Here is a 13475-nt window from a genome sequence, read left to right on the forward strand (position 1 = left end):
CGCTGTATCCTGCCGTGCCCGAGGGCACGGCAGGATACAGCGGGTGCTAAATGCAACGCTTATGAAGATGTGCGAGCACTTGGAGCCTGCTATTCATTAAGCAGCTGTCTGCAGCCTTGCAATTCAGCCTGTGATCTTTTTGACCCGTCCGACCTGCCCGTCAGCCAGCCGCACCTTAATACCGTGCGGGTGACGCGGTGAGTTGGTCAGAATATCTTTTACCGTACCGTGTGTGAGCTTGCCTGTAGCCTGATCCTGCTTCAGCACAATATCCACCTCAAGTCCGGGACGGATGTCCGCTCTAACCTGTCCGTTCATCATAAGCCTCCTTTCGTAAGTTGCCGTGAAGCCAGGCTGTGAATTGGGGCTCAACTGACTAGTTGGATTTTCGGCAACTAATCCCAACGTTTTCCGATATTTTTGCTCATTAGTTAGAAAAATGTCACCTATTTCAGACCATTAATCCTATTATGGGCCAAAATAGCAGAATTAGATGTCCTTTTTCTAACTATTTTTCTCTAGCCAAGCTTTAACCTGACAATAGGTGCCGGTTTTCCACTTAATATATTCAGCGACAACCTGGATAATAGCTCTGCATAATTACATCAGCGCAGTCCGCGATGAAGCCGGACTTGCCGCCAAGGATATGGAGGAGACCGCTATGGCCTTCGGAATCAACAGAGAAGAACTGAACCAGTGGAAAGCGGCGGTCCAGCGGGGGGAGATCGCTTTTCTCACCCATTACTGGATCGATCCCCGGTTTCCCGGTATTACCACCGTAACCAAGGTAGGCTGCAGCGACCTTCCCCGCCTCCGCCGCTGGTGCGAGCAGAACGGCCTTCCCGCGCAATATATCCATAACCGCCGCCCCTTCCCCCACTTCGATCTGCTCGGACCGAAGCAGCCGGAAATTCTCCGGCGGGAGGGGATGTGGGAGCAGCTGGAACGTTTCCGCATGCTGTAAGCCTCTATAACAGCTAACCGTTATATGCAGCAAGTCCGGTCGCTCAGCCCTTCTTATTTCGTAGATCCTTCATAATCTGCCGGCCGGTCGGCGTCTGGGCCAGTCCGCCCCCGGCAGTCTCACGGTGCTTCTCCGGCATGGCTGAGCCGACCTCAAGCATCACTTTGATTACCTCGTCAGAAGGAATTACGCTGCGTACGCCTGCCAGCGCCATATCCGCTGCAGCCAGTGCAGTGACAGCCCCGAAGCCGTTACGCACAATGCAGGGAATCTCGACAAGCCCGCCTACCGGATCACAGATCAGGCCAAGCGTATTTTTGAGCGCCAGTCCTACGGCATGAACCGCCTGGGCCGGTGTTCCGCCGCGCAGCTCCGTCAGTGCTCCTGCAGCCATGCCGATCGCTGAACCAACCTCAGCCTGGCAGCCGCCCTCCGCACCGGACACGAAGGAGTTATTAGCAATCACATAGCCGATTGCCCCTGCCGCGAACAGCCCTGAAACCATATAATCATCGTCCCAGCCGAAACGCTCCTGGCAGCTGAGAAAGACTCCCGGGATAATCCCGCAGGAGCCTGCCGTAGGTGTAGCAATAATCCGTCCCATGGAGGCATTCACTTCCGATACCGCCAGTGCATAGGCCATTGCCTGCCCGGCCGGTCCGCCCAGTAACGGCTCAGCCGCTGTGTTATACGCGCCCACCCGCTGGGCATCGAGACCCGTCAGACCGCTGCGCGAGGTCGTATCCTGAGTCATTCCGCGTTGTACCGCTTCTTTCATGACCCCGTAATACTCCTTCATCGTAGCAAATTCCTGGCTCTGCGGACGCCCCGATTCCTCGCTCTGCTCCTCCAGCATCAGCGCGCCGATGCCAAGTCCCCGTTCCTCACATAATACAGCCAGCTGGCTCAGTGTTTGAAAATTCATGTTGTGCTTTCCTTCCCTTTCTGTTCTTGCTTGACTCCGTTCAAGTCCACCACTTTGACCGATGTGACGGCTGCGAGGGCCTGCAGCTCCTGCAGCAGTTCCCCCGTCGCCGGCTCATCCAGCTCCAGCACGGTGAGTGCTGCACCGCTGCGGTTTTTGCGGTCAAGCGACATATGACCGATGTTAAACTGTCCTCTGCGCATGACGTCCGTAACACTGGCCAGCACGCCGAGATAATCCATATGATTGATCAGCACGGTTGGATACATCCCCGTCAGCTTGACTCCGAAGCCGTCGATATCCACAATTTCAATATTTCCGCCGCCGATTGAAATCCCTGTCAGCGTCAGCTCCGTACCGCTGTCCCGGCCGACAAGACGGAGCCTGACTGTGTTCGGATGGGGGAACAGGCCTGTTCCCTGCCGGAAGGAAATGTCCATCCCCGCTTCAGCGGCCAGTTCGACCGAATCCGGCAGCCTGTGGTCATCCGTGGCAAAATCCAGCAATCCGCCGGCAATAGCCCGGTCCGTCCCGTGCCCCTGATAAGTGGCGGCAAATGAGCCGAAGAAAATAACCTCCGCCTCACGCGGCATCTCGCCCAGCACCTGACGGGCAGCACGGCCAATCCGCGCGGCACCGGCTGTATGGGAGCTCGAAGGTCCGACCATCGCCGGGCCGATTATTGAGAATACATCCTTAAAGCGCATTGCTCTGATCACCCGCTATCAAATTTAGCTATATTAATTGCCTATACATTATACTGCACGAATGCCGAACCTACACTATTACATTCATTGTTATCTAATGGCTGCCTCTTCAACAGAAAGCAACAGATTATGTATTTTGCGAAAAAAGCACAATGCCGTCCCGTTCCTCCCAGCCGGTTCCCGACCAGAAGCTGCGTCCCAGTCCATTCCCTTCAATTACCATTAGATGGCATTTCAATATACCGTCAGCACGAAGTGCTGAAAGCGCACGCGACACCATTTCACGGCCGGCTCCCTTCCCGCGGCATGCTGTACTTACAGCAACATGATACATATATCCTCTGCGGCCGTCATGGCCGCACAACACGGTACCGGCCAGCGTGCCGTCTTCCGCCTCGCATACCTGGCTTATTCCCGGATTCCGCCCGAGAAATTGTAAGATTCCTTCCCTGGAATCGGCGCTGCTAAGCCCCATACCAGCCGTATTTCCCCACAGCCTGCCGGCTGCATCATAATCCTCTGCTATCATTGCCCGGTAACGCATGCTCTTTTTCCGCCCTTCTATGGATTAATTTAGCTACAGCAACAGCATAACCGCCGGCCGGCCCCCCGGCTCATGCCGCGGAAGCGCACCCTTTTCTGGGCGGATGCATAGAAATATACAAAACAGACAGCAGGCAAGGAGGAACACCTGGCGATGAATCCCACATACCCCTTCTACGGGGAACAGACGGTATGCCGCATTCAAAAAATAGCCTTCCCCCCTCAGCATCAAGACCGCCAGCCCGGACTGGAAAGCCTGATGAACCCCCTTCCGATCAGCGAAGACAGGGAAATCTGCGGCAGCGGCAGACTGGGGGGCAGGGTTGCCCTGATCAGCGGCGGAGACAGCGGGATCGGCAGGGCGGCGGCTATCGCCTTTGCCAAGGAAGGCGCAGATGTGGCCATTGCTTATCTCTATGAAGCTTCAGATGCCGCAGACACTGCCCGGCGGATAGAACAGCTCGGCCGGCGCTGCCTGCGGATCGAGACGGATCTGCGTTACAGGAAAAACAGCTTCCAGGCGGTGGAGCAGACTGTACAGACCTTCGGCAGACTCGATATTCTGGTCAACAATCTTGCAGTGCAGTATCCGCAGCGCAGCCTGCTGGATATTACGGAGGAGCAGCTGTACCAGACCTTTCAGACTAACATTTTCCCGTACTTTTTCATGAGCCAGGCTGCACTTCCTCACCTGAAAAAAGGCTCCTCCATCATCAATACCGCCTCCATTACCGCTTACCAGGGCAATAAGGAGCTGATTGATTATTCCTCAACCAAGGGTGCTGTCGTCTCCTTCACCCGCTCTCTTGCCCTGTCACTTGCCGATACCGGAATCCGTGTCAACAGTGTCGCTCCAGGTCCGGTGTGGACCCCGCTTATTCCTTCCAGCTACTCCGCAGCCGAAGTCAGCTTGTTCGGGACGGATACCCCGCTCGGGCGGGCTGCACAGCCCTATGAGCTCGCAGGCGCTTATGTCTATCTGGCCAGCCCGGACTCCGCCTACGTCACAGGCACCTGCATCCATGTTAATGGAGGAGATATGGTCACAAGCTGATCCCCAAACCCGAAAGGACGTTTTCAGATGAACAAAATCAAAGAGTATGATCTGCCCTCCGTGAGGCTGAAGGCAGGCTTGTACGCCCTGTCCAAGCTGTCTGCCGCCGGCCTGACCTTTATGCTTGTGTCGCTTGTGCTGCTTGGACTGCCGCATCATAACGGAGTGCCGGAAGGCTGGCCGGTTTCAGTGCCATATGCCGTGTATGCTTACGGTCTGCCTGCTGCGCTGATTGCAGATGCCCTGCTGTCCATGTTCCGTTCTTCCAGACTTGGACCGTCGCTTGTATTATATGCAGCCGCCGGATTTGGCGCCGGCCTGTGGCTGGCCTCCGAGCAGGGAGGAGATACGCAGACCTGCGGCCTCTACGGAATCGGCATCCTGCTGCTGTTCAGGCTGGCCCAGCTGGCCGGCGAGCGGTACCCGCTGCTGCTGCCTGTGTTCGCCCTGTTCGTTCCGCTGCTGTGTCTTGTTTTGTTATAGGCACATTATATTAGGCTGAACCCCTGGCTGCCAGTACCGGAGATAAGCCGGCTGAGCGTAATATGAACAGGTATGGCCGGGGGTTGCAGGCACGAATTATGGTCTGTTTGCACATGAGTTACAGCGCAGCTACTATAGCGCCTCAATAATATCTCCGGCGACCAGTGCCGAAGGATGATTCCGTGCGACGGCCGCCCGCTCACCGGCCAGACCGTGCAGATACACCCCGAAGGCAGCCGCCTGAACGGCATTCAGACTCTGGGCGAGCAGACCGGCTATTATTCCTGTCAGCACATCGCCCGCTCCGCCCGTGCCCATCCCGGGATGGCCTGTGGCGTTAACATAGATCTCCCCTTGAGGTGAAGCAATTACAGTGTGTGAACCCTTAAGGACAAGGATTACACCGTGCTTTACAGCATAATTCCGGGCAAGACCGATCCGGTCACGCTGGACCTCCGCCGTGGATACGCCCGCGAGCCGGGCCATTTCCCCCGGATGAGGGGTCAGAATAACCGGCCGCTCCGGCCCGGTCCAACCTGTATAATCACATTCAGCCAGGATGTTAAGGGCATCCGCATCCAGCACCAGCGGGCTTTGGACTCCCTCCCACAGCATGCGTAGCCACTCCTTGTCTCCTGTAAACCGGCCTGTTCCGGGGCCTGCGGCGACCACATCACGTTTACTGCTGAGCCGCAGTACCTCGGCAGCCGTTCCCGCATTCCAGGTGCCGTCCTCCCCGCCGCCGGCGGCAGCCAGCATGATCTCCGGGGCAGCACCGATTACATACGGCATCAGTGCCGCGGGCAGCGCCCAGGTCACCAGACCGCAGCCTGCCCGCAGCGCGGCCCGTGCCGCGAGCAGGCCGGCGCCGCTCATGGACAAGCTCCCTGCCGCGAGCAGGACATGGCCGTAGGTGCCCTTGTGCCCTTCGGGCGAGCGGCGGCGCGACATGTCAACACGAAGACGTGTCTGCAGCACTTCCGGGGTCAGCAGGCTGGCCTGTACCCCGGCCTCACGGGCCAGAGCGGCAGGGATGCCGATGGCGCGGACCACGACCCTCCCGGCTGCCTCCGCGCCGGGATACTGCACCAGCCCGCGCTTGAGCAGCGCGAGGCAGACCGTCACCGCTGCATGAATGCACGGCTCATGCAGTTCCCCCGTGTCCGCGTCCAGCCCGCTGGGGATGTCCGCGGACACCACCGGCTTGCCGCTGGCGTTCGCCGCGGCAATCAGGGCCGCATAGGCACCGCGCGGCGCTCCCGCGCTTCCGGTGCCGAGCAGTGCATCGACGATGCCGGTGCACCCGGCAAAGTCGATGGCATCCCGGCCGTGCACAGCGGCCGGAATCCCCAGCGCCGCAGCAGCACTCCGCTGCACGGCGGCTTCACCGGCCAGCGTCTCCGGCGCGGCCGCGTAGACCAGCGTGACGGCGATGCCCGCCTCACGCAGGTGCCGGGCGGCGGCGAGGCCGTCGCCGCCATTGTTGCCTTTGCCGGCGAGGATCAGCCAATGCTCGGCGGCGGCAGTGTCTAAGGTCAGCGCGCGGTCGCCGCTGACCCGGAAATCACGCGGCGGCTGCGCACCGCCGCTCCCGCGTACAATATCACTCTCCATGCTCTGCCCGTACCCGTCCGCTCTGCCTCCGTACCATCCGGGCCTGCAGCTGTACTGCCTGCTCCGGCAGAAGGCAATTACCTCCTCAGCAATTGCCCGCCCGGCATTCTCCATGAGCGCAATAGCCGGGATACCAAGCTTCTCGATCGTCATGCGGTCCAGCCGCCGCATCTCTTCTGCAGTGACCAAATCCATAATAGGACTCCAGCTCCTTTTCAGCTTCAAATAGTGAAATTCTCTCCGCCTCTTTTACTCTTATTTAGTTTTCTATACAGGTTGAACTAGTGATTGGTCTGCTTTAGGATTAACCGTGACTCCAGAGAATATTTGAACTTCCGGGCGCTGCCCATCTGCAGGTTTCTTCAATTGTACCGCTGTTCGCGGTTGAAATCCGCAGACAGCTGATGCTTCTCTAGCAAGCTTTTCGGTGAAGAGCTTTCAGGCAGTCGCTGCCGCTCCTTCAGTTCCAAAATTCCACTCCGCCACTTTTCCCTTTGTTAAATGTTTAGTTCCATCTATATAGTTCAATTTATATAGTCCAGTGTTTAGTGGTAAGTGGAAATTCTCCAACTATTCTTCATATAAGCCCTCTCTCAAGAACATTAGTTGGAAAAAACACCCTTAATCATCCCAAATTAGCTCCATAAGGGGGATTTGGCCCGAATCAGTTCGCCTTTTTCCACCTAATCTCTAGAATAATTAAAATATAAAGGTGTTAAATGGAGAAAATCCAACTAAATAAGCTGAACTTAAGCATGATGGACTGCTGAATGATAAAACCCTTGTAAATTCAGGAGCTTTCTCATTCAGCGGGGTACATTCTTCAGTTCGTTTCTATAACTTTGCCTGGAAACACAGCAATCACCCGCAAAACAAGCATCCACCGCCATCCGGCAACAGCCGCTCCTTACGAAGGTATTCCCGCCCTGTTTACCCGGCACCGGCAGCACTCCCGGCCAGTCACTGTATTAGTCCATAAGCCCAGTCCGGAGGATGCCGCATCTACGGCCGGACCGAACCACGCAGACATACAAAAAAAGGCAAGACTTACAGCATCATATGCAATAAGTCTTACCCCTCTCCGCCTGGAAATAATCCCCCGCCGGCCCGGGGCAGAACTGCAACTGCTGCTGCAGCCCTGCAACGCTTCTATGTCCGTTAATAAGCTACAGTAAACCGTTCCCGGCTGAAGTTGCCTTCCTCCAGCTCGTCAACGACCGCTACCGCCAGATCCTCTACACTTATGCTGCTCTCCCCGTTCTCGTCCGTAATCAGCCGGTCGAGGCCGATCCGGAACATGCCGGTCCGGCGGCCGGCAATGACGGCGGCCGGAGGGCTGATATAGGTATAATCCAGCGCTGAGCTTCTGTAAACCTCATACGCGTGCGCGTGGGCTGCCGCCAGCGGGCGGAGCTCCTCCGGAAAGTCCGCCGTATCCATCAGCCACTCACCGGATTCTGTCTTCAGGCTGCCGGCACCGCCTACAATAATCAGGCGCTCTACACCCGCCTGCCGGAGACCTTCAATCAGTGAATCCGCTGCTCTGAGCAGATCATCCTCCCGGCCCGGGTCCGGCCCGTAAGCGCTGATAATCTCCCCGTGACCGGCTACCGCTGCGGCAACGGATGCCGCATCGAGTACGTCCACCTGAACTACCTTCAGGCGTTCATGCTCAAGCATAACAGTCTCCGTGCTGCGGACGGCTACGGTTACTTCATGCTTTCTTTTTAACGCCTCCTGTACAATTGCTTTTCCTATCGTTCCTGATGCTCCGATTACCACTACATCCATCTGATTCCCCCACCTTCCGCCAGCCTGCCTGTTATTTACTGTTAAGAATCCTATAACTGCGGCAGCTGCCTGTTGCCTATATCTTTTATCGCTTTTTTTCTTGCTTTTCATTCCACTTACCGCCGCAAAAACATCCCTTGTGATTCCGGCATAACCGGAACAAATCCGAACTGCGCATAGAGCCCGGCCGCCTCACCGTCAGCAATCAGGCTGACATAGGAGGGCTGGGGCACGGTATCCAGAAATCCCCTGATTTCCCGCACGATAACCTTACCTAATCCCCGGCCCTGATAAGAGGGCTTAACCGCAATGTCGGTCACCTGAAAGAAACAGCCTCCGTCCCCGATCACCCGCCCCATTCCGACAAGCTGTTCCCCGTCATATACAGTAACAGCAAAGCAGGACCGCGGAAGCCCGGCCTCCGCCCCCGCAATGCTCATCGGACTCAGTCCGGCCTCTGCCCGCAGCGCCAGATACTGCTCTGCCTGAGGCAGCTCATGGCGAAGCTCCGGTTTTGAGTTATGATTCATGCTAACCTTACCTCCTCTCATCCTCTGCCCGGAGCCTGCTGTCAGGCTCCTTTTTACTCTAACCAATATATACGACAGCAGGAACAGCAATCAAGGGAGCGGGCGGATAAGCCCGTAAGGCATTTTGAAACGAATCGCAGATTGCGACGTATGCTATAAAAGAATTCCGCCACAGACATCACAGCCTATTCTCAGTCCGCGAAGAAGGGTAACTACTAGTAACAGAACCAGGCACCATAATAACTTTTAAAAAGGATCGGTGAACCGTTATGTCATCACTGGGAAAGCTGTTTAAATGGGGAACATTTGCGTATGAGGCCTTTTTGGCCATTCCGTTTATCGGAGGCACCTTTGTTGTCGCCAATGCCTGGCTGCCGCTCGGTGTTGCCTTCCTGCTCCATGCAGCTGCTGTCGTTATTCTGCTGAAGGAACGCGGCCCGTACATCGGGAACGTAATCGGGATTGTCACTTCGGTAGTCGCCCTCATTCCGTTTGTAGGCTGGATCATGCACGCCGTAACTGCCATTGTCCTGCTGTTTGAAGGTATCTCGGCTAACCGCCAGAGACCGCGTTATTAATTAAATCTGTCCCTCACAAAAACAGAGCAGCGTATCCCCCTCAAATGGAAGGAGACGCTGCTCTGTTCTGTTCTGTTCTGTTCTCAAGCTCAAATGTATATAGGATGAGTACTGACCTGCTTCTTCTATCCCCGTCCCGCCGAACGGGCATCGGTGCGCCGGTTTCCGGTTTCCCCACTGTAACGCGGATTTGCTGAGCTGTTCTCGAAACGCTTGCGCTCCGTACGCTCCATCTGAACAATCTGCCCTTCGTGCACTACGATATGCAGTGAGCCGAATTCCATATTGTCCAGCAGTTCTGATATTCGTGATAGCCATAACTCATCCACCTTCAGTGGCTTAGCCATTTTCCAGCCTCCCTTTCCCCGGACAGGGGGTTATCTCCGCCTAAATCCCGTCATTTCCAACTTGTATACTGAGCTTTAACTTAGCACGGAACCAAAACTGCTGTCAATGAGCATTTTTGCGCAGCAGCCAGCTTTTAATGACCATTGTGACCAAAGCCAATATGAGCAGCAGCGAAGCAACCGCGAACGAAGCGGAGAACTGATATTCGTTATACAGAATCTCAACATGCAGCGGCAGTGTGTTCGTCTCTCCGCGGATACGCCCGGATACTACGGAGACTGCTCCGAATTCACCCATAGCCCGCGCGTTGCAGAGAATGATGCCGTAGAGCAGACCCCATTTAATATTAGGCAGCGTAACGCGGAAAAAGACCTGCCAGCCCTTTGCCCCCAGCGTAATCGCCGCTTCCTCCTCCTGCGTGCCCTGGTCCTCCATCAGCGGAATCAGCTCACGCGCCACAAACGGGAAGGTTACAAAAAGGGTCGCCAGCACGATGCCGGGCAGTGCAAAGACAATCTTGATGTCATTATCGCTCAGCCAGGAGCCAAACCAGCCGCTGGAGCCGAACACAAGGACAAAGATCAGCCCGCCGATGACCGGCGATACGGCAAACGGCAGGTCGATCAGCGTAATCAGAAAGCCTTTACCGCGGAAACGGAATTTGGTCACTGCCCAGGCGGCTACTACGCCAAAAATGGTGTTCAGCGGAACGGTAATGGCTGCTACCAGCAACGTCAGCCTCAGTGCTGAAGCCGCATCGGGATCGGAGAGCGCAGCCCAGTAGACGTCCCAGCCCCGCTTCAGCGCCTCTGTCAGCACAACGATCAGCGGCAGGGCAATCAGCCAGAGCATTACCAGCATGGCAGCTCCAATTAATACCCACCTGACTGCAGAGGATTCATTTGTTGCGGAGGAAGCAGTACTGCTTCTCGGCTTCGTGTTATGCATGGGCACAGTTCCTGCCATGTTTATCCCTCCCTTTTCTCTAACGTGAAGTTTTGCGGGCCCAGCGTTGAAGCAGGTTAATGACCAGCAGCATCAGGAAGGAAATCAGCAGCAGCAGCAGTGCCACCGCCGTCGCTCCGGCATAGTCGAACTGCTCCAGCTTGGACATGATCAGCAGCGGAGCAATCTCTGTCCGCATCGGCATATTGCCGGAGATAAAGACGACTGAGCCGAATTCACCAATCCCCCGGGCAAAGGCCAGCGCAAAGCCGGTAAGCAGTGCCGGGAACACCTCAGGCAGAAGGATACGCAGAAAAGTCCGGCCGCGTCCAGCGCCCAGCGTAGCTGCAGCCTCCTCCATATCCCGGTCCAGATCCTCTAGCACCGGCTGTACGGTCCGCACGACAAAGGGAATCCCGATGAACATCAGCGCCAGCGTGATTCCAAGCGGGGTGAAGGCAATTTTGAATCCATAGGGTGCAAATAGTGAGCCGATCCAGCCGTTCTGGGAATAGAGTGCGGTCAATGAAACACCGGCAACCGCAGTGGGCAGCGCAAACGGGAGATCAATGAGCGCATCGAATATTCTTTTGCCGGGAAATTCATAACGCACCAGCACCCAGGCCATCAGCAGGCCAAAAAAAGCATTCGCCAAGGCGGCAGCGGCAGCGGTACCGATACTGATCCTGTAGGAAGCCAATACCCGGGGATCTGTGGCAACATCCCAGAACTTGGCCCAGCTCAGCCCTGTTGAATTAATGAGCAGCGCCGATAACGGCAGCAGCACTACCAGACTCAGGTACAGTACAGTGTAACCCATTGTAATGCCGAAGCCCGGAAGCACCTTGCGCCGTGCCGCAGCCGTAGAAATGACGTTCATCTATACACCTTTCCTTTCCTGCCTTCGGCTCATCCGCCGATCAGCTTCCCTGACGGAGCAGGCTCCCCGGGTCCTTACATTCATGAATGCCCCAGCTCTTTGGCTGAGGCATCCGGTTAATGCGTTCGGTATCCTATTTATTAGCTTCCCGGTACATAAATCTTGTCAAAGATTCCGCCGTCATTGAAATGCTTCTCCTGTGTCTCTTTCCAGGTGCCGAACTTCTCGGCCAGGGTGAACAGCTTAATCTCAGGGAACTGGTCCTTGAACTGCTCCTTCACGCTCTCCAGGGTCGGACGGTAGTAGTTCTCAGCCGCGATTGTTTGCCCTTCCTCGGTGTAAAGATACTCCAGGTAAGCTTCAGCAACCTCACGGGTACCCCGCTTATCCACCGTTTTATCCACGATCGCCACCGGCGGCTCAGCCAGAATGCTTACGGACGGGTTCACAATTTCGAACTTATCCGGCCCCAGCTCCTTGATGGACAGATAGGCTTCGTTCTCCCAGGCCAGCAGCACATCACCGATGCCGCGTTCAACAAATGTCGTTGTACTTCCGCGCGCTCCGGTATCCAGCACCGGCACATGTTTGAACAGCTCCTGGACGAATTCCTGCGCCTTGGCTTCATCGTTATTGTTATGGTCAAGCGCGTAGCCCCATGCCGCCAGATAGTTCCAGCGTGCTCCGCCGGAGGTCTTCGGGTTCGGAGTGATCACTTCTACGCCTTCTTTTAACAGATCCGGCCAGTCCTTGATGCCCTTCGGATTGCCTTTGCGCACCAGGAACACTATGGTTGAGGTATACGGTGAGCTATTATGCTCGAATTGGCTTCCCCAATCTGAACTGATCAGGCCTTTATCGGCAAGCGCATCAATATCGTAACCAAGGGCCAGTGTTACTACGTCTGCCTCAAGCCCCTCAAGCACCGCCCGGCTCTGCGCCCCGGAACCGCCGTGGGACTGTTTAACGGTTACCTTCTGGCCTGTTTCCTGCTCCCAATAAGCAGCAAAGGCCTTATTATACTTCTCATATAACTCACGTGTGGGGTCGTAGGAGACATTCAGCAGCTCTACCGGATCTTTTGCCGGCGCCTTGGTCGCCTCGGCTGTAGCAGCTGCATTCGTTCCGGCATTGGTTGCCTCTGGCGTACCTGCCGCTGAATTTGCACTGTTGCCCGTGTTACCGTTGCTTCCGCAAGCAGTGAGCCCTGCCGTCAGCAGTAATGTAAATCCGGCGAGAAGCCCCTTCTTGATCCCTTTCTTCATTTCCAACCACTCCCCCATGTTTGTTAATATTAGAGACGCCTCTGAAATTCATGATAGTAGAAAAAAAGACGCAGGAAAGCCCACATATGGCAGGTCAAACCGGTCATGTAGACACGTGTCTGCTTGCTTCAAGCGGGCGCTCCTCCGTCTGTACGGTAAGAACATTTATTTAATTATTCCTACCCGTTTAGTAGGTTTAGACACATAATACTGAAAACTCCGCATCCTGTCAAATCTTTTTTTCAAAATGGCTTCAAGCTTGTATTCTGCTCTTTCCGCGGAAGCAAATGGCGGCCGTCCCTGCAAGACCCGCTTGTTATTAAAGCTGTAAAAGCTGTAAAGTAATATTATTGCTACATCTTATGGGGGATACAAATATGGGAATGGATTTGGAGTATGCTCCGGAGCTCCAGCCGCCACAGCGGCCGCGGCTGATCAGACGCATATTCAGTGAAACAGGCAGACGCATCGGGTTAACCTATGCGCATGATACAGCCTTATGGCGGACCGCGCTGGCCGGTCCCTGGATCATATGCACACTCGCCTTCATTATTGCTGTGCTTGGTATTCCGACCGGCATGGGAAAGCCAGCCGATATTATGCTGGCTGCAGGAGCCGGAACGCTGGTGCTGGCACTCGCCGGCAATCTCCTGGCTCTGCTGCTGGCCCTGACCGGCCTGCGTTTTCCGAGGCTGTTTGCCGGTACTTTTCTAAGCTCCTTCGCAGCCGTGCTGCTGATCCTGTACTTTGGAGGCCTCGCTATTGAAGCAGCGGCAGTCATTGCCGCTATTGCTGCCCTGATTGGAGCAGCGGCGGGTTTATCGGCAGGCCTGCTGCGCAGCAGGCGG

Annotated in this window: 15 protein-coding genes and 1 pseudogene; 5 read left to right on the forward strand and 11 right to left on the reverse strand. The window is 55.8% G+C overall.

Features of this window, described 5'->3' with window-relative positions:
* Nucleotides 1-123: 123 nt before the first annotated feature.
* Nucleotides 124-318 (reverse strand): YwbE family protein, encoded by a 195-nt coding sequence (locus BN3772_RS12500; protein WP_039869328.1) that lies wholly within the window; start codon nucleotides 316-318, stop codon nucleotides 124-126.
* 343 nt (nucleotides 319-661) lie between these two features.
* Between BN3772_RS12500 and BN3772_RS12505 the strand changes: the two genes are divergently transcribed.
* Nucleotides 662-964, forward strand: coding sequence for a hypothetical protein (locus BN3772_RS12505; protein ID WP_042172388.1), 303 nt, complete (start codon nucleotides 662-664; stop codon nucleotides 962-964).
* Nucleotides 965-1007: 43 nt separating this feature from the next.
* On the opposite strand, the gene sdaAA is transcribed toward BN3772_RS12505, so the two are convergent.
* From sdaAA to BN3772_RS12520, 3 genes are all read right to left on the reverse strand, one after another.
* Complete coding sequence (sdaAA, locus tag BN3772_RS12510) at nucleotides 1008-1889, reverse strand: L-serine ammonia-lyase, iron-sulfur-dependent, subunit alpha (RefSeq protein ID WP_042199792.1); 882 nt, start codon at nucleotides 1887-1889, stop codon at nucleotides 1008-1010.
* Complete coding sequence (gene sdaAB / locus BN3772_RS12515) at nucleotides 1886-2596, reverse strand: L-serine ammonia-lyase, iron-sulfur-dependent subunit beta (RefSeq protein WP_042199794.1); 711 nt, start codon at nucleotides 2594-2596, stop codon at nucleotides 1886-1888. Before sdaAB ends, sdaAA begins: the two co-directional genes overlap by 4 nt.
* Before the next feature lie 127 nt (nucleotides 2597-2723).
* Complete coding sequence (locus tag BN3772_RS12520; protein WP_042199795.1) at nucleotides 2724-3140, reverse strand: GNAT family N-acetyltransferase; 417 nt, start codon at nucleotides 3138-3140, stop codon at nucleotides 2724-2726.
* A gap of 153 nt (nucleotides 3141-3293) precedes the next feature.
* Here BN3772_RS12520 and BN3772_RS12525 point away from each other — a divergent pair, with 153 nt between their 5' ends.
* Both BN3772_RS12525 and BN3772_RS12530 read left to right on the forward strand, forming a co-directional pair.
* Nucleotides 3294-4193: an SDR family oxidoreductase gene (locus tag BN3772_RS12525; RefSeq protein ID WP_042199796.1), complete on the forward strand. Its 900-nt coding sequence runs from the start codon at nucleotides 3294-3296 to the stop codon at nucleotides 4191-4193.
* Between the two features lie 27 nt (nucleotides 4194-4220).
* Complete coding sequence (locus BN3772_RS12530; RefSeq protein WP_042199798.1) at nucleotides 4221-4676, forward strand: hypothetical protein; 456 nt, start codon at nucleotides 4221-4223, stop codon at nucleotides 4674-4676.
* 132 nt (nucleotides 4677-4808) lie between these two features.
* Here BN3772_RS12530 and BN3772_RS12535 read toward each other — a convergent pair whose 3' ends face one another.
* The 3 genes from BN3772_RS12535 to BN3772_RS12545 form a co-directional block, all read right to left on the reverse strand.
* A complete protein-coding gene (locus BN3772_RS12535) occupies nucleotides 4809-6485 on the reverse strand; it encodes a bifunctional ADP-dependent NAD(P)H-hydrate dehydratase/NAD(P)H-hydrate epimerase (RefSeq protein WP_042199800.1) in 1677 nt (558 codons plus the stop codon).
* Nucleotides 6486-7448: 963 nt separating this feature from the next.
* Complete coding sequence (locus tag BN3772_RS12540; RefSeq protein ID WP_042199802.1) at nucleotides 7449-8081, reverse strand: NAD(P)-dependent oxidoreductase; 633 nt, start codon at nucleotides 8079-8081, stop codon at nucleotides 7449-7451.
* 116 nt (nucleotides 8082-8197) lie between these two features.
* Nucleotides 8198-8611 carry a GNAT family N-acetyltransferase gene (locus tag BN3772_RS12545; RefSeq protein ID WP_042199803.1) on the reverse strand — a complete coding sequence of 138 codons (414 nt, stop codon included), beginning with the start codon at nucleotides 8609-8611 and terminating at the stop codon, nucleotides 8198-8200.
* Nucleotides 8612-8880: 269 nt separating this feature from the next.
* On the opposite strand from BN3772_RS12545, the gene BN3772_RS12550 reads away from it, so the two are divergent.
* The gene (locus BN3772_RS12550; protein WP_042172368.1) at nucleotides 8881-9189 is read left to right on the forward strand and encodes a hypothetical protein; all 309 of its coding nucleotides are present in this window, start codon (nucleotides 8881-8883) and stop codon (nucleotides 9187-9189) included.
* A gap of 125 nt (nucleotides 9190-9314) precedes the next feature.
* On the opposite strand, the gene BN3772_RS12555 is transcribed toward BN3772_RS12550, so the two are convergent.
* From BN3772_RS12555 to BN3772_RS12570, 4 genes are all read right to left on the reverse strand, one after another.
* Nucleotides 9315-9536 (reverse strand): YezD family protein, encoded by a 222-nt coding sequence (locus BN3772_RS12555; protein ID WP_042199804.1) that lies wholly within the window; start codon nucleotides 9534-9536, stop codon nucleotides 9315-9317.
* A gap of 103 nt (nucleotides 9537-9639) precedes the next feature.
* Nucleotides 9640-10485 (reverse strand): sulfate ABC transporter permease subunit CysW, encoded by an 846-nt coding sequence (gene cysW, locus BN3772_RS12560; protein ID WP_425280436.1) that lies wholly within the window; start codon nucleotides 10483-10485, stop codon nucleotides 9640-9642.
* Between the two features lie 37 nt (nucleotides 10486-10522).
* Nucleotides 10523-11362, reverse strand: a complete 840-nt coding sequence (gene cysT / locus BN3772_RS12565; RefSeq protein WP_042199807.1) for a sulfate ABC transporter permease subunit CysT — start codon at nucleotides 11360-11362, stop codon at nucleotides 10523-10525.
* Between the two features lie 140 nt (nucleotides 11363-11502).
* Nucleotides 11503-12627 (reverse strand): sulfate ABC transporter substrate-binding protein, encoded by a 1125-nt coding sequence (locus tag BN3772_RS12570; protein ID WP_042199808.1) that lies wholly within the window; start codon nucleotides 12625-12627, stop codon nucleotides 11503-11505.
* A gap of 377 nt (nucleotides 12628-13004) precedes the next feature.
* Between BN3772_RS12570 and BN3772_RS12575 the strand changes: the two are divergent.
* A pseudogene (locus tag BN3772_RS12575) lies at nucleotides 13005-13475 on the forward strand (alpha/beta hydrolase); the annotation flags it as partial.

Source organism: Paenibacillus camerounensis (genome assembly GCF_000723885.1).
GTDB lineage: Bacteria > Bacillota > Bacilli > Paenibacillales > Paenibacillaceae > Paenibacillus_AQ > Paenibacillus_AQ camerounensis.